At 61.0% G+C, this 16,398-nt stretch carries 15 protein-coding genes; 6 read left to right on the forward strand and 9 right to left on the reverse strand.

Going from position 1 to position 16,398, the window contains the following annotated elements:
* Positions 1 to 36 precede the first annotated feature (36 nt).
* The 5 genes from NL154_RS13575 to NL154_RS13595 form a co-directional block, all read right to left on the reverse strand.
* Positions 37 to 1,188: an iron-containing alcohol dehydrogenase gene (locus NL154_RS13575; protein WP_210630582.1), complete on the reverse strand. Its 1,152-nt coding sequence runs from the start codon at positions 1,186 to 1,188 to the stop codon at positions 37 to 39.
* Entirely contained in the window at positions 1,185 to 2,570 is a 1,386-nt protein-coding gene (locus NL154_RS13580) for an aldehyde dehydrogenase family protein (RefSeq protein WP_210630581.1), read from the reverse strand. Before NL154_RS13580 ends, NL154_RS13575 begins: the two co-directional genes overlap by 4 nt.
* A gap of 201 nt (positions 2,571 to 2,771) precedes the next feature.
* Positions 2,772 to 4,139 (reverse strand): glutamine synthetase family protein, encoded by a 1,368-nt coding sequence (locus tag NL154_RS13585; RefSeq protein WP_210630580.1) that lies wholly within the window; start codon positions 4,137 to 4,139, stop codon positions 2,772 to 2,774.
* Positions 4,140 to 4,286: 147 nt separating this feature from the next.
* Entirely contained in the window at positions 4,287 to 5,849 is a 1,563-nt protein-coding gene (locus NL154_RS13590) for an amino acid permease (protein WP_210630579.1), read from the reverse strand.
* Positions 5,850 to 5,968: 119 nt separating this feature from the next.
* Positions 5,969 to 6,739 (reverse strand): N-formylglutamate amidohydrolase, encoded by a 771-nt coding sequence (locus NL154_RS13595; RefSeq protein ID WP_210630578.1) that lies wholly within the window; start codon positions 6,737 to 6,739, stop codon positions 5,969 to 5,971.
* 176 nt (positions 6,740 to 6,915) lie between these two features.
* Between NL154_RS13595 and NL154_RS13600 the strand changes: the two genes are divergently transcribed.
* From NL154_RS13600 to NL154_RS13625, 6 genes are all read left to right on the forward strand, one after another.
* Positions 6,916 to 7,788: a MurR/RpiR family transcriptional regulator gene (locus NL154_RS13600; RefSeq protein ID WP_210630577.1), complete on the forward strand. Its 873-nt coding sequence runs from the start codon at positions 6,916 to 6,918 to the stop codon at positions 7,786 to 7,788.
* Between the two features lie 189 nt (positions 7,789 to 7,977).
* Positions 7,978 to 9,081 carry an ABC transporter substrate-binding protein gene (locus NL154_RS13605; RefSeq protein ID WP_210630576.1) on the forward strand — a complete coding sequence of 368 codons (1,104 nt, stop codon included), beginning with the start codon at positions 7,978 to 7,980 and terminating at the stop codon, positions 9,079 to 9,081.
* 71 nt (positions 9,082 to 9,152) lie between these two features.
* Positions 9,153 to 10,046: an ABC transporter permease gene (locus tag NL154_RS13610; protein WP_184459279.1), complete on the forward strand. Its 894-nt coding sequence runs from the start codon at positions 9,153 to 9,155 to the stop codon at positions 10,044 to 10,046.
* Positions 10,043 to 10,831 carry an ABC transporter permease gene (locus NL154_RS13615; RefSeq protein ID WP_210630575.1) on the forward strand — a complete coding sequence of 263 codons (789 nt, stop codon included), beginning with the start codon at positions 10,043 to 10,045 and terminating at the stop codon, positions 10,829 to 10,831. The genes NL154_RS13610 and NL154_RS13615 overlap by 4 nt, the downstream gene beginning before the upstream one ends.
* A 12-nt stretch (positions 10,832 to 10,843) precedes the next feature.
* A complete protein-coding gene (locus NL154_RS13620; RefSeq protein ID WP_210630574.1) occupies positions 10,844 to 11,905 on the forward strand; it encodes an ABC transporter ATP-binding protein in 1,062 nt (353 codons plus the stop codon).
* 195 nt (positions 11,906 to 12,100) lie between these two features.
* Positions 12,101 to 12,406 carry an NIPSNAP family protein gene (locus NL154_RS13625; protein WP_210630573.1) on the forward strand — a complete coding sequence of 102 codons (306 nt, stop codon included), beginning with the start codon at positions 12,101 to 12,103 and terminating at the stop codon, positions 12,404 to 12,406.
* A 67-nt stretch (positions 12,407 to 12,473) separates the two neighbouring features.
* Here the strand turns inward: NL154_RS13625 and NL154_RS13630 are convergent, their stop codons facing one another.
* From NL154_RS13630 to NL154_RS13645, 4 genes are read right to left on the reverse strand one after another with little or no spacing between them, the layout of a single operon-like run.
* The gene (locus tag NL154_RS13630; RefSeq protein ID WP_210630572.1) at positions 12,474 to 13,475 is read right to left on the reverse strand and encodes an ABC transporter ATP-binding protein; all 1,002 of its coding nucleotides are present in this window, start codon (positions 13,473 to 13,475) and stop codon (positions 12,474 to 12,476) included.
* 10 nt (positions 13,476 to 13,485) lie between these two features.
* Complete coding sequence (locus NL154_RS13635; RefSeq protein WP_434732815.1) at positions 13,486 to 14,547, reverse strand: Gfo/Idh/MocA family protein; 1,062 nt, start codon at positions 14,545 to 14,547, stop codon at positions 13,486 to 13,488.
* Entirely contained in the window at positions 14,544 to 15,383 is an 840-nt protein-coding gene (locus NL154_RS13640; RefSeq protein ID WP_221145599.1) for a carbohydrate ABC transporter permease, read from the reverse strand. Before NL154_RS13640 ends, NL154_RS13635 begins: the two co-directional genes overlap by 4 nt.
* A 9-nt stretch (positions 15,384 to 15,392) precedes the next feature.
* A complete protein-coding gene (locus tag NL154_RS13645; protein WP_210630569.1) occupies positions 15,393 to 16,340 on the reverse strand; it encodes a carbohydrate ABC transporter permease in 948 nt (315 codons plus the stop codon).
* Between the last annotated feature and the right edge of the window lie 58 nt (positions 16,341 to 16,398).

Consider the following 16,398-nt stretch of genomic DNA (forward strand, 5'->3'; position numbering starts at 1 on the left):
GCTTTCCGGGCCGATCTGCAGGTCCATCTGATCTTATCAGAAGCAGTCCCTGAAAAGCGCCTTGGTGTTTTCGAGCGTCATGGCAACCGGATTGCCCCCGGCGCTCGGATCTTCGATCGCCATGGCCGACAGTTCGTCGATGCGGTCGGACGCGATTCCCATTGCCGTCAGCGTATCCGGCACACCGAGATCGGAACGGAGCTTCAGCACATAATCGTAGAAGCCGTCGAAACCGCCCGAAATGCCGAGATAGGCGGCCGCCCGGCCGATCTTCTCCTCGATGACAGCGCGGTTGAAGCGCAGCACCGCCGGCATGACAACCGCATTGGTCATGCCATGATGGGTGTTGTAGACCGCGCCGATCGGGTGCGACAGCGCATGGATGGCGCCGAGCCCCTTCTGGAAAGCGACCGCGCCCATGGCAGCGGCGGCCATCATGTTGGCGCGGGCTTCGAGATCGGTCCCTTCCCGATAGGCGCGCGGCAGGAATTCCTTGACGAGACGCATGCCTTCGAGCGCGATGCCGGCCGACATCGGGTGATAGAAGGGCGAGGAATAGGCCTCCAGGCAATGGGCGAAGGCATCCATGCCGGTGCCGGCGGTGATGATCTTCGGCATGCCGACCGTCAGTTCCGGATCGGAGATGACGACGCCTGGCAGGAACTTCGGATGGAAGATGATCTTCTTCACATGTGTGACGGAATTGGTGATGACGCTGGCGCGGCCGACTTCCGAGCCGGTGCCGGCCGTCGTCGGCACGGCGACGATCGGGGCGATGCCTTCGAGGCTCGCGCGTGTCCACCAGTCGCCGATATCCTCGAAATCCCAGACTGGCCGGCTCTGGCCGGCCATGAAGGCGACGCACTTGCCGAGATCGAGACCGGAGCCGCCGCCAAAGGCGACGACACCGTCATGGCCGCCATCCTTGAAAGCCTTGACGCCGGCCTCGAGGTTCTTCTCGTTCGGGTTCGGATCGACATCGGCAAAGATCGCCCGGCCGAGACCGGCATCTTCGAGGATATCGAGCGCGTTCTTGGTGATCGCCATCGAGGCGAGGCCGCGGTCGGTGACGAGCAGCGGCTTTTTGATGCCAAGGCTCTTGCAGGCGTCGGACAGTTCCTTGATGCGGCCCCGGCCGAGCTTGACCGATGTCGGATAGCTCCAGTTTGCAGTGATGTTGCTGCTCATGCTGTGACTTTCTTCAGGTGGAAGGATTTCGGGCGAGTCAGATTCTGGAAACCGATGATCGAGAGCGAACCGCCGCGGCCGGTCTCCTTGACACCGGTCCAGCAGAGCGCCGGATCGAGATAGTCGGCGCGGTTCATGAAGACGGTGCCGGTTTCGATCTCGCGGCCAAGCCGCGCCGCCCGCTCGGCATCCTTGGTCCATAGCGAAGCGGTCAGCCCGTACTGGCTGTCGTTCATCAAGGCCAGTGCCTCTTCGTCGCTCTTCACCTTCATGATGCCGACCGCCGGGCCGAAGGTCTCCTCGCGCATGAAGGCCATGGAATGGTCGACATCGACGAGGACCTGCGGCGCGAGATAGGCGCCGCCGTCATCCTGTGGGAAAAGCTTGGGGTCGACAAGCGCCTTGGCGCCCTTGGAAACCGCATCGGCGATCTGCTCGCGCACGACCTTGGCGAAGCGCTTGTTCGCCATCGGCCCGAGCGAAGTCTCAGGATCGAGCGGATTGCCGAGCTTGTAGTTCGACACCCAGGCGACCGATTTCTCGACGAAGGCATCGTAAAGAGACTCATGCACATAGATGCGCTCGATGCCGCAGCAGCACTGGCCGGAATTATAGGTCGCGCCGTCCATCAACGTGTCGACGGCCGCATCGAGATCGGCGTCTTCCATGACGTAGCCCGGATCCTTGCCGCCGAGTTCGAGGCCGAGGCCCGTGAAGGTGCCGGCGGCGGCCCGCTCCATCGACCGCCCGCCTTCGACCGATCCGGTAAAGTTGACGAAATTGAAGCTGCCGGCGGCAATCAGCGCCGAGGTCGTCTCATGGTCGAGGAAGACGTTCTGGAACACATCCTCGGGAACACCGGCCTCGATAAAGGCCTGCACCAGCCGTTCGCCGACGAGCAATGTCTGCGAGGCATGTTTCAGCACCACCGTATTGCCGGCCATCAGCGCCGGCGCGATCGTGTTGATCGCCGTCATATAGGGGTAGTTCCAGGGTGCAACGACGAAGACGACGCCATGCGCTTCGCGTTCGATACGGCGCTCGAAACGGTCGCTCTCCTCGACGACAACAGGTGCCAGCGCACCCGCCGCAATCGACGCGACATAATTGGAGCGCTCGTTGAAGCCCTTGTATTCACCGCCGTATTTGATCGGCCGGCCCATCTGCCAGGCAAGCTCCGGCACGACGACGTCGGACATTTCGTTCAGCCGTGCGGCGCCTTTCAGGACAAGCTGGACACGCTCTTCAAGCGGTCGCCTCGCCCAGGCCTTCTGCGCCTTGCGGGCGCGCGCCACCACGTCCTTGGCGGCGTCGAGCGAAAGTGCCGGGCGCTCCGCGTAAACCGATCCGTCGACCGGTGAAATGCATTGGATCATTGCCATGATCGATTTCCTGTCCTCGTATTCATCAAAAATTGAGTGAGGCCGCAGCCCCTCATCCGCCTGCCGGCACCTTCTCCCCGCTTACGGGGAGAAGGGATATGCAGCACCGTTTTCCTCAACCGCCAGCCCCGCAAGGGCACGTCCCCTCCCCGTTTCTACGGGGGGAGGGTTAGGGTGAGGAGCAATCCCGCGAAATCCGTATTAAGCTCTTTCGAAACCCCGCGCCACTTCCCAATCGGTGATGCGGCGGTCGTATTCTTCCTGCTCCCATTCGGCAGCACGGGTGTAATGGTCGATGACGTCGTCGCCGAAGGCTTTGCGCAGCATCGCCGATTCCGTCATTTCAGTCGTTGCCGCGCGCAGCGTGCGCGGAATTTCGCGAATGTCCTTGCCGCCATAGGCGTCACCGACGAACGGAGCTTCGAGCTCCAGCTTGTTCTCGATGCCGTCGATACCGGCGGCAAGCAGCGCGGCGAAGGCGAGATAAGGATTGAGATCGGAGCCTCCGACGCGGCATTCGATACGGATTCCCTTGGTCTCCTCGCCGCAGAGGCGGTAGCCGGCAGTGCGGTTGTCCTTGCTCCAGATCGCCTTGGTCGGTGCGAAGGTGCCGGCCATGAAGCGCTTGTAGGAATTAATGTAGGGCGCCAGGAAATAGGTGATCTCGCTCGCATGGGCGAGAAGCCCGGCGATGTAATTGTGCATTAGCGGCGACATGCCGTATTTGCCGGTGTGATCGAAGAACAGCGGCTTTTCCTCGAGGCTCCAGAGCGACTGGTGGATATGCGAGGAGCTGCCGGCGGCATTGTAGTTCCACTTGGCGAGGAAGGTGATGGCCTTGCCCTTCGACCAGGCGATCTCCTTGCAGCCGTTTTTGATGATCGCATGCCGGTCGGCCATGGCGAGCGCGTCGGCATAGCGCACGTTGATCTCCTCCTGACCGGCGGAAGCCTCGCCCTTGGAGTTCTCGACCGGAATGCCGGCGCCCTGCAGCCCGGTGCGGATCGCCCGCATCACCTCTTCTTCCTTCGTGGTCTGGAAGATGTGGTAGTCCTCGTTGTAGGCGCTGGCGAGCTTCAGGTTGCGGTAACCCGAGGCATGCGCCGCCTCGTAGCTCTGGTCGAACAGAAAGAATTCCAGCTCGGAGGCCATATAGGCCTTCATGCCCATGTCTTCGAGGCGCTTCACCTGCTTCTTCAGGATCGCACGCGGCGAATGGGCGACTTCCTCATGCGTGTGATGGTCGAGCACGTCGCAGAGTACGAGCGCCGTGCCCTCGAGCCAGGGAATGCGGCGCAGCGTCGCAAGATCCGGCTTCATCGTATAATCGCCGTAACCCTTCTCCCAGCTCGTCGCCTTGTAGCCGGAGACGGTCTCCATCTCCATGTCGGTGGCTTGCAGGTAGTTGCAGCTGTGCGTTTCCTTCCAGGCGCTTTCGACAAAATATTCGGCCTGGAAGCGCTTGCCCATCAGCCGCCCCTGCATGTCCACCTGGCAGGCCAGAACGGTGTCGATGCGCCCTTCGGCAACATCCTTCCTGAGATCGTCGATTGTATAGCTGCTGCTCATGAGTAATCCGCCTGAAATTGGGATTGAAAAAATCGGGGCAACAAAATCGCATGCGCCCGGCCTAGTGTGGCGGCCCGATGCCTTTTCGTTGAACCGGTGATGGGGCCGCAGGAGCGGCCCCGCCATTTGAGAGGGAAGCCTCGTTGCTTAACGTTCGCCGCTTTCGCCGACGGCCGCTTCCGCCGCCGCGATTTCGGCCTGGCGCTTCGCCACTTCGGCGCCGATCGGCGGCCCCTTGAAGCGCCGGCTCTCGAAGCCGAACCAGACGATCGCCGTCAGCAAGAGGAACCCGACGGTAACGTAAAGCGCAGCACCGTTCGGCGGCTGGACTCCGAGAACGAAGATCAGGACCATCGCGATGATCGAGAGCACGGCAAAGAGCTTGAAGAGGCCTTCGCCGAGGTTCCACGGGCCCATCTTGTCCCACTTAGACGTACCCCAGGCGAAGAGGCCGAGCGTTATCGGGATCGCAAAGGAGAAGAACAGGAAGATGACCGTGCACGAAACTACGATCGTGTAAACCGGCGTATCGCCGATTTTCACGAAGTCGAGTGAGGTGAACCAAACGAACAGAACCGACAGGATCGATCCCGTCCAGATCGCGGCCACCGGAGTGCGGTATTGCGGGCTGACCTTCGACAGCGCCTTGGCGGCCGGAAGGCCACCGTCACGCGAGAAGGCGAAGATCATGCGCGAGACCGAGGTGACGGTCGCAAGGCCGCACAGCCATTGGCTGACGAAGATCGCTAGATAGAGGATGTCCTTGACGACGGGGTTTACCTGGCTGTCCATCGCCCAGAAGAACACGTTCCAGCCCTGTTTGGCCGCGTCGTCCATGTTCGGCAGCATGAGCACAAAGGCGCACAGCATGATATAACCGAACAGCGCCGACCACAGGACCGAGGCGACCATGCCGCGCGGCACCGAATGGGCGGCCTTGACCGTCTCCTCCGACGTATGAGCCGAGGCGTCATAGCCGGTGATGGTGTAGATCGGCAACAACAGGCCGAGAAGGAAGACCCAGGCGCCCGAGGTCGACGGCCATACGCTACCGCCGATTTCGCCGGAATAGTTGGCGAACGTGAAGAGGCGGCCGAACTCATAGGAAGGGGCCGCGATAAGGCAGACGGCCGCCAGCGCGATCGAGGTTGCGAAGATCAGGTAGCCCGAGAAGTCCGTGAGCTTCGCGGTCAAGCCAATCCCCATGTGGTTTACCAGCGCCTGCGCGCCGGTAATTATGACGAGGAAAATGATCCGCACCGTGATCGTGTCCGTCAGCCCGAGATAAGTGGTGCCGAAGGAGCCCATGAAGAAGTAATAGGTACCGACGTTGATGGCGCCGAGAACGGTGACGAGACCGAGCAGATTGAACCAGGCTGTCAGCCAGCCGGTGAAGCGGTTGCCGAGGATCGAGCCCCAGTGATAGAGGCCGCCCGCCGTCGGATAGGCGGAGCTGATCTGCGCCATGGCGACGGCGAAAACGAGCGAGATGAAGCATCCCACGGGCCAGCCGATGCCGATCGCCGCTCCGCCGGCGCCCGAAGTCGCCTGCGCCAGCGAATTGATGCCGCCGGAGAGAATGCAGATAATGGAGAATGAGACGGCGAAATTCGAGAATGAGCTCATTCGCCGTTCGAGTTCCTGGGCATAGCCCATGGAATGCAGGATGTGCACATCCTGCTTCTTGTCCAGTTCGGTGTAGTCCGACATGACTTCCCCCTGTTGACGAACCGGCCGCGGGATTGCAGGCCGGTTCAGTGCCAATTGCCCGCGGCATTTTCGCCGTGCGGACGTCCGCAGATAAACTGCTCCCTCGGGTCTTTTTTTATTCAGGCTTCCAGGCTGCGCTGGAGAAGCCCTGTCAGATAGTCGGCCATGACCCTTTGGCCGCCATCGTCTGCGACGAGGTCGTTGCGGACCTCGATCATCACATTGCGCAAGCCGTTCGAAAGCCCGTGCAGGATCAGCGTGTGGGTCACGCCGTCCTCCGGCCCATAAGGCTGGTTGCGTTCAGTCCTGTAAAGCGGCGCTTCAGCAGCAGCATCCATCATGCGGTCGGCCAGCCGGCTATCTTCGTCGTGCAGTATGCCAAGTTCGACGGCGCGTTGCCGGCCGTGATAGACCGGCGTGAAGCTGTGCATCGTCACGATAATGCTGTCTTGCCCCCTCGCCCTGCGATCGCGGATCAGCTCGCGAATGGCGTCGTGAAATGGCACGTAGAGCGCATCGGTGCGCGCCAGGCGTTCTTCGGCGGTCAAATCTTTGTTGCCGGGAATGGCATAGATTTCGCTGGTCTCCGGCATGGCGCCCGGTGAACTCGGCGGCCGGTTGCAGTCGTAGATGAGTCGGGAGAAGCGCTGGTAGACGAGCGTTGCGTCGAGTGCTTGCGATATGGCGCGGGCAACGGCGAGCGCGCCGGGGTCCCACGCAATATGGCTCGACAGCGCTTCGCTCGGCAAACCGAGATCGCTGAAGCAGGCAGGAAGCGCATTGGAAGCGTGCTCGCAGACGAGCAACACCGGGCTCTGGCCGCCGACGCGCTCGATCCCGACGCAGTTGCCGTCCGCTTCGCTGAGGATTTTCGGCCGGGCCAGCACCAAAGGCGCCACTCCTATCCATTAATAAAATGTTATAAGAAAAGAATTCTTCAGGTTTCCATCACTGTCAAGCATCCTCTGAAAAATTCTTTTCATGACACCGGTTGACATGGATTATGACAGCGTTGTTAACTTTGGTTGGGAAAGTGGCGCTAGACCATCCCGGGGAGCAAGATTAGGTGACAGTTGCGTCAAAGACGGTTTCGGACGTCATACACTCGCATTTCGGGCTGTTGACGCGCGCCGAAAAACAATTAGCTGAAAGCCTTCTCGACAATTATCCGGTGTCCGGCCTCGGCAGTATTACCACCATCGCCGAGAATGCCGGCGTGTCCACGCCGACCGTCGTGCGCATGGTGCAAAAGCTCGGCTTCAAAGGCTATCCGGATTTTCAGGCGCACCTGCATCTGGAGGTCGAAGCGACGATCTCCAACCCAATTGCCAAGCATGATCGCTGGGCGCAGAATGCACCGGGAACCCATATCCTCAACCGTTTCGCCGATGCCATCATGGGCAATCTGCGCCAGACGCTGACCGATCTCGACACCGCGACCTTCGACAGCGTCGCCTCGCTGCTGTCGGACCGCAAGCGCGGCCTCTACTTCGTCGGCGGCCGCATCACCGGCGCCCTTGCCGAATATTTCTTCACCCATATGCAGGTCATCCGGCCTGCCACGACGCTGCTGTCCTCCAATTCCAGCAGCTGGCCGCAATATGTCCTCAACATGAATGCCGGCGATATCCTGATCATCTTCGATATCCGCCGTTACGAACAGGAGATGGTGAGCCTGGCAACCGCCGCCCGAAAGCGCGGCGCCGAAATCGTCGTCTTCACCGACCAGTGGGGCTCGCCCGCCGCCAAGCTGGCCAGGCATGCCTTCCGTGTGCGGATCGAGGCGCCCTCAGCCTGGGATTCGTCCGTCGTTACTCTTTTCATCGTCGAGGCGCTGATCGAGGCCGTTCAGAATTCCACCTGGGATGAGACGAAGGAACGCATGAAGACCCTGGAGGGCTTGTTCGAGCAGACCACGCTTTTCCGCAAACTCGGTTAGGAGGACAAGACTAAAGGAGAGGAAAAACAATGACGGATTTGGCGGAAGTGAGCGATGCAGTCGCAATCGAAACATCTGTCGCAAGCGCCTGCTATCCCGGCAAAATTAACGTCATCCAACCGTCACACAAGCTTCATGTAAGCTGATTAACAGCATCGCCAGACACTGAAAACCCGAAGGAGAACAACAGTGATCTCTAATCTTTCTCGACTCCTGTCGCTTTCTACTGCGATGATCGTGGCTTCGACCGCGATTGCTGCCGCAGAACCGAGCGCTGAACTCATCGCCGCCGCCAAGAAGGAAGGCACGCTGACCACGATCGCCCTTCCGCATGACTGGTGCGGCTACGGCGACGTCATTGCCGGCTTCAAGGCCAAGTATGGTCTCGAAGTCAACGAACTGAACCCGGATGCCGGTTCGGGCGACGAAATCGAAGCCATCAAGGCCAACAAGGGCAACACCGGCCCGCAGGCTCCCGATGTCATCGACGTCGGCCTCTCCTTCGGCCCGTCCGCCAAGAAGGACGGCCTGATCCAGCCCTACAAGGTCTCCACCTGGGACTCGATCCCGGATTCCGCAAAAGATTCCGAAGGCTACTGGTACGGCGACTATTACGGCGTTCTCTCGTTCCTCGTGAACAAGGATCTCGTCAAGGAATCGCCGGCAGACTGGGCAGACCTGAAGAAGAGCGACTATGCAAACACCGTCGCACTCGCCGGCGACCCGCGCACGGCCAACCAGGCCGTCCAGGGCGTGTATGCCGCTGGCCTTTCCGCGTCCGGCGGTGATGCAGCCAAGGCAGGCGAAGAAGGCCTGAAGTTCTTCGCCGAACTCAACAAGGCCGGCAACTTCGTGCCGGTCGTCGGCAAGGCTGCCCCCTTCGCGCAGGGCTCCACGCCGATCATCGTCGCCTGGGACTACAACGCACTTTCGTGGGGTGAAAGCCTGAAGGGCAATCCTCCGTTCGAAGTCGTCGTTCCGAAGACCGGCGTCGTTGCCGGCGTCTATGTGCAGGCGATCTCCGCCTTCGCTCCGCACCCGAACGCTGCCAAGCTCTGGATGGAATACCTCTACTCCGACGAAGGTCAGCTCGGCTGGCTGAAGGGCTATTGCCACCCGATCCGCTTCAACGATCTTGCCAAGAACAACAAGATCCCGAAGGACCTGCTCGACAAGCTGCCGCCGGCAGCAGCCTATGAAAAGGCTGTCTTCCCGACGCTCGAAGAACAGGCTGCCGGCAAGGAAGCCATCACCAAGAACTGGGATTCCGTCGTCGGCGCAGCCGTCAAGTAATCTCCGATCCGGCCTCCCCGCCCAAAAGGCGGGGAGGCTTTCTCACTCCGACGCCCCAGGATGAGCTTTCCATGAGTACCGTTTCAACACCGATGGTAAGCAGCGCCCCCTTGATCAACAAAGACCGCGTGATCGACTGGCTGGGTATTGCACCCTTCATTATTTTTTCCCTGCTGTTCCTGATCATCCCCACGCTTTATCTCGTGGCCGGCGCGTTCCTGACGCCCGAGGGCGATTTCACGCTGAAGAATATCGGCGATCTCTTCACTCCATCCATTATCAGCGCCTACTGGATCAGTATTCGCGTGTCCGTCGCCTCCGCTCTCGGCGGCGCGCTGATCGGCTTCTTCCTCGCCTGGGCCGTCGTGCTCGGCGGCCTGCCCGCCTCGGTGCGCTCGACGCTTCTGACCTTCTCCGGCGTCGCCTCGAATTTCGCCGGCGTGCCGCTCGCCTTCGCCTTTCTCGCAACACTTGGCCGCACCGGGCTCGTGACGGTTTTCCTGCGGGAATGGTTCGGCTTCAATCTCTATGGCACAGGTTTCAACCTGCTGTCTTTCCTCGGCCTCACTATCACCTACATGTATTTCCAGATCCCGCTGATGGTGCTGATCCTGACGCCGGCGCTCGACGGCATGAAGAAGGAATGGCGCGAAGCATCGCAAATCCTCGGCGCCACCAACCGCCAATACTGGACGATGGTCGCCCTGCCGATCCTCTGGCCGAGCCTGCTCGGCACGACTCTGCTGCTCTTCGCCAACGCCTTCGGCGCCATCGCCACCGCCTTCGCGCTGACCGGCAGTTCGCTGAACATCGTGCCGATCCTGCTCTACGCGCAGATCCGCGGAGACGTTCTGCACAATGCCAACCTCGGTTACGCCATCGCTCTCGGCATGATTGTCATCACAGGCGTATCCAACATCCTTTATCTCATGCTGCGCATGCGCGCCGAGCGGTGGCAGAAATGAAAACACAACGTCTCGGAGCCTGGGCTGCCATCATTCTCGGCGCATCCTATTTCATCATCCCACTGATCGGCACCGTCGAATTTTCGCTGCGCATGCGCCGCGGCGAATACAGCCTCGACGCCTATCAGTCGGTTTTCTCGGACATTCAGTTCCGCGAGACCTTCGGCTATTCCATGCTGATGGCGTTGCTCACCATCGTCTTCGGCATGCTGCTCGTGGTGCCGACGGCCTATTGGGTGCGGCTGCGCCTGCCGCAGATGCGTCCGGTCGTCGAGTTCATCACGCTGCTGCCGCTCGTCATTCCGGCGATCGTCATTGTCTTTGGCTACCTCAGAATGTACAATTCGTCATCCTACTTGCCGCTGACGGGTTCGACGACAGGGACTAACGCCCTGCTGGTCTTCTCCTATATCACGCTGTCCCTGCCCTACATGTACCGCGCCGTCGATACCGCCATGCGCGCCATCGATGTCCGCACGCTGACGGAGGCGGCCGAAAGCCTCGGCGCCCGCTGGACGACCATCATGTTCCGCTGCATCTTCCCGAACGTGATGAGCGGCGTACTCTCCGGCGCCTTCATCACGCTGGCGATCGTCATGGGCGAATTCACCTTCGCCGCGCTGCTCAACCGCCCGGCCTTCGGTCCGTACCTGCAGCTCGTCGGCGCCAACAAGGCCTACGAGCCTTCGGCGCTCGCCGTCATCGCCTTCTCGATCACCTGGCTCAGCATGGGCCTGCTCAACCTCGTTTCCCGCTTCGGCAAAGCCCGCCCGGCAAAGGCTTAAGGTAACTGGCTCATGTCCTTTCTCGCACTGAACAACATTCAGAAATCCTTCGGCCCGGTCCAGGTCGTCAAGAACTTCAACATGAACATCGAGAAGGGTGAATTCGTCTCCTTCCTCGGACCGTCGGGCTGCGGCAAGACGACCGTTTTGCGCATGATCGCCGGCTTTGAAACACCGACCGGCGGCACGCTGACCATCAACGGCAAGGACCAGAGCTCGCTGAAGCCGAACCAGCGCAATATCGGCATGGTCTTCCAGGCCTACGCGTTGTTCCCGAACATGACGGTGCACGACAATGTCGCCTTCGGCCTCAAGGTCGCCGGCGCCGCCAAGCCCGAGATCGACGCCCGCGTCAAGGAAATGCTCGGCCTCATTAAGCTCGATCACCTTGCCGATCGCTTCCCTTACCAGATGTCGGGCGGCCAGCAGCAGCGCGTGGCGCTCGCCCGCGCGCTTGCCGTCAAGCCGCAGGTGCTGTTGCTCGACGAGCCGCTCTCCGCACTCGACGCCAAGATCCGCGTGTCGCTGCGCGAGGAAATCCGCCAGATCCAGCAACAGCTCGGCATCACCACTGTTTTCGTCACCCACGATCAGGAAGAGGCGCTGTCGATCTCCGATCGCATCGTCGTCATGAATGCCGGCAAGGCCGATCAGATCGGTTCGCCCTTCGAGATCTACAACACGCCAGCCACGCGCTTCGTCGCCTCCTTCGTCGGCACATTGAACCTCATTGAGGCCAAGGTCGTCGATCCCGATGCCAACCTCATCCAGATCGGCGATCAGAAGATCACGCTGAAGCAGTCGGTCGCAGCCAACAAGGCCGGCGAAACCATCTCGCTGGCGCTGCGCCCGGAAGCCGGCTCCCTCTCCGACAGCGCCAGAAGCGACACCGCGCTGACGGGCCAAGTCGTCTCGGCTCACTTCTTAGGCTCGGTCATCCGCACCCGAATGGATGTCGGCGGCAACGTCATCTCCTTCGACATGTTCAACAGCCCCGGCACCACGCCACCGCAGGCCGGCGAAACCGTGACGCTGCGCTTCATGGCAGCCGACCTGCTGATCATCCGCGACTGATCCGGAAACGCAACTCGTGCGAAAGGCGCCGCCGACGCAGCGCCTTTTTCATTTCAGGCCGCCCGAACTGTCAGAAAAGGTGATGCAGCCATCACGACAAAGCGCTTGAACTCTCCCAGCTTCGTGCCAGAAGTTGAATAAACCAAACGAGCCGGGCAGCCCGCGGCCCGGTATTTTGCGCGAGGGGATATTTCAATGATTACCTGCCACCTGCGCTATGTGATCGATCCATACAAGCTTGCCGAATTCGAGGAATATGCCCGGCTCTGGATTCCGATCGTCAATAGGATGGGCGGCACCCATCACGGTTATTTCCTGCCCTCTGAAGGCGCCAACAACATTGCCGTAGCATTGTTTTCCTTCTCAAGCCTTGCCACCTACGAGGACTACCGCACGCGCATGGCAAGCGATCCGGAATGTCAGGCGGCTTTCGAACTCGACAAGCGAAACCGCAGCATCGTCAGCTATGAGCGCAGCTTCATGCGGCCCGTCCTCGGCTGATCGAGCCCGCGCCGACTGGAAGCAAAAAGCCCCGCACGCTGGCGGGGCTATTCGTTCCGTCAACCGCTCAGCGGATCGCCCGGTCGTCGGCATCGAAGCGATGCACGCGCGCCTGGTCCGGCGTCGCATAGACGATTTCGTCGGGCTCATACTGGTGCTCGCCGAAGAGGCGCGCCGTCAGCAGGCCGCACTGGTCGGATTCCAGATAGATGATCGTGTCGGCGCCGAGATGCTCGACATGCACGACCTTCGCAGCCCAGCTCCCCTGCTCGCGCGACAGCGTCATGTGTTCGGGGCGCACCCCGATCGTCTTGGCGCTGTGATCGCCGACCTTCTCGCCCGGGATGAAATTCATCTGAGGCGAGCCGATGAAACCGGCAACGAAGACGTTGGCCGGGCGATTATAGAGTTCCATCGGCGAGCCGATCTGTTCGATCGCGCCGGCATTCAACACGACGATCTTGTCGGCAAGCGTCATCGCCTCGACCTGGTCGTGGGTGACGTAGATCATCGTCGCCTTCAGGCTACGATGCAGCCGAGCGATTTCCAGGCGAGTCTGCACGCGTAGCGCCGCATCGAGGTTCGACAGCGGCTCATCGAACAGGAAGAGTTCCGGTTCGCGCACGATGGCGCGGCCGATCGCGACGCGCTGGCGCTGGCCGCCGGAAAGCTCTGCCGGCCGACGTGCGAGATAAGGTGCCAGCGATAGCATGCCGGACGCCTTGCCGACGCGTTTGTCGATCTCCTCTCTGGAGGTGCCGGCCTGCTTGAGGCCGAGGCCCATATTGTCCTTGACCGTCAGGTGCGGATAGAGCGCATAAGACTGGAACACCATGGCGATGCCGCGTTTGGCCGGCGGCGTCAGCGTTTCGTCGCGGCCGTTGATGACCACGGCGCCCGAGGTGACATCCTCAAGGCCCGCAATGCTGCGCAGCAGCGTCGATTTCCCACAGCCCGACGGCCCGACAAAGATGACGAATTCGCCGTCCCTGACTTCGAGGTCGATGCCTTTCAGCACCTCATGCGTGCCATAGGTCTTGCGGATGGATTTGAGTTGAAGTGATCCCACTGTCTTTCCCTTACAATCTGACCGGCTGGCCGGTGCGCACGCTCTCGTCGGCGGCAAGGCAGATGCGCAGTGACGCCACCGCATCCGCCATATGGCGGTCGAGGTTCAGATCCTCACGGATCGCCCTCAGCATGAAGGCCTGTTCCAGGTCGCAGAGCTCCTGATGACCGGGCTCACCCGTCATCCTCATGTCCTGGTCTGGCCGGATGAACTTGCCGTCCGGGCCGGTTTCGGCCGTATGCAGACGGATCACGGAGGTCTTGGTGTGCGTGTCGATATCGTCGGACTTGGCGTTTGGATCCATGACAATCGACACCGCCCCCTTCGGCGACATCACGTCCTTCACGAAGAAAGCGGTCTCCGAGATCATCGGCCCCCAGCCGGCCTCGTACCAGCCGACCGAACCGTCCTCGAAAAGCACCTGCAGCTGACCGTAATTATACATGTCGGCAGCGATCTCATCGGACAGGCGCAGCCCCATGCCGCGCACCTCGACGGCCCTGGCGTCGGTGATCTGGCACATCACGTCGACATAATGAACGCCGCAATCGACAATCGGCGAGGTCGTGCGCATCAGCGACTTGTGCGTCGCCCAGGTCGGGCCGCTGGACTGCTGGTTGAGGTTCATGCGGAAGACGTAAGGCGGGCCGAGCTTGCGCGCCTCCTCGATCAGCTTCGTCCAGGATGGGTGATGCCGCAGGATATAACCGATCACCAGCTTGCGCCCGGCCTTCTCAGCCGCCGCCACGACCCGCTCGGCATCGGCGACGGTGGTCGCCAGCGGCTTCTCCACGAAAACATGACAGCCCGCCTCGAAAGCGGCGACAGCGTAGTCGGCATGACTGTCGGAATAGGTGTTGATCGAGCAGAGATCCGGCTTCAGCTCCGCAAGCGCCGTCGCGAAGTCGGGGTGGACAGTATAGCCCTGCAGCGCGGGCTCCAGCTCCGGTGTCGAGCGGTTGACGAGACCGACGATCTCGAAGCCCGGATTGTTGTGATAGGCGAGCGCGTGGCTGCGGCCCATAGTGCCGAGGCCGGCAACGAGGACGCGGATCGGTTTCTCCTGGCTCATTTGACGGCTCCCGACGTGATGCCGCGGATCAGCTGCCGCGAGAAGATGACGTAAAGGACGAGGATCGGCAGGATGGCGAGCGACAAGGCGGCCAGCACGGCGTTCCAATTGGTGACGAACTGACCGATGAAAATCTGCGAGCCGAGCGTCACTGTCTTGGTGCTTTCGGCAGGCGCCAGGATCAGCGGGAACCAGAGATCGTTCCAGATCGGGATCATCGTGAAGACGGCGACCGTCGCCATGGCCGGGCGCACCAGCGGTAGCACCAGGCGGAAGAAGATCGCATATTCCGAGAGCCCGTCGATGCGCCCGGCATTCTTCAGGTCGTCCGACACCGTGCGCATGAATTCCGACAGGATGAAGATCGCGAGCGGTATGCCCTGCGCGGTATAGACGAGGACGAGCGCCGTCAGCGTATTGACGAGGCCGGCCGCCACCATGCCCTGCAGGATCGCCACAGTGCCGAGACGGATCGGGATCATGATGCCGATCGCCATGTAGAGCCCGAGCAGCAGATTGCCGCGGAAACGGTATTCCGACAGCGCGAAGGCCGCCATGGCGCCGAAGAGCAGCACCAGCAGAATCGAAACAACAGTCACGATGAAGCTGTTCTGGAAATAGGTGGCGAAATCGCCCTGCCCGAGCACAGTCTGGTAGCCGACGAGGCTGAAGGTCGACGGCGTCGGGATCATCAGCGGTTCGCGAAAGATCGAGCTGCGATCCTTGAACGAATTGACGATGGTCAGGAACACCGGAAACAGCGCGACCAGGGTATAGGCGCCGAGCGCCAGGTGCACGAGGCCGGTGCGGATGGGAGATGTGCGTGCCTTGGACATGCGCGCTCCTCAGAACTGGTAGCGACGCATGCGCCGCTGGATGACGAAGAGATAAAGCGAGACGCCGGCGAGAATGATGAGGAACATCACGGTGGCGATCGTCGCACCCATCGAGCGGTCGCCGAGCTGCAGCTGGAAACCGAAGAAGGTGCGGTAGAGCAGCGTGCCGAGAATGTCGGTCGACATGTCAGGCCCGGCAAGCGCCCCCTGCACGGTGTAGATCAGGTCGAATGCGTTGAAATTGCCGACGAAGGTGAGGATAGAGATGATGCCGATCGCCGGCAGGATGAGCGGCAGCTTGATCTTCCAGAACTGCGCCCAGCCGGTGACGCCGTCGCATTCGGCAGCCTCGATCACCTCTTCGGGGATGCTGAGAAGCGCTGCATAGATCAGCATCATGGGAATGCCGATATATTGCCAGTTGGAGATCAGCGACACGGCGATCAGCGCCGAACCCGGCTTGCCGAGCCAAGGTGCGAACAGGAATTTCAGGCCGATGAGATCGAGCATCCAGGGCGCGACACCCCAGATCGGTGAAAGGATCAGCTTCCAGATGAAACCGACGATGACGAAGGAGAGCAGCGTCGGCAGGAACATCGCCGTGCGGTAGAAGGCGACACCGCGCAGCTTCGGCACCGAAAGCAGGGCTGCGAGCGCAATGCCGATCGGGTTCTGCACGCACATATGGATGGCGAAGAAGATCAGATTGTTGACGAGCGCGTTCCAGAAATCATGCGCCCAGCGCGGATCGCCGAACAGAACCTTGAAATTCGCAAGTCCGACAAAAGCTGATTGCCCGTCGACCGTGTTGTAAAGCGACAGCCTGAGCGTCTCGATGAGCGGCAGCACCATGACGGCGGAATAAACGATCACGGCGGGCAGCATGAAGACGAAGATGTGCCAGCGCACCGGGCGCTTGATCGGGACGATTTCGGCCGCGTTGTGGGTTTCGCTCATGGCTTTTGCCTTGTTGCTAGATAGATCTTGGAGCCGGGAAGCTGGACTTTTATGCACC

Source organism: Rhizobium sp. YTUHZ044 (assembly GCF_051123975.1).
Classification (GTDB): domain Bacteria; phylum Pseudomonadota; class Alphaproteobacteria; order Rhizobiales; family Rhizobiaceae; genus Rhizobium.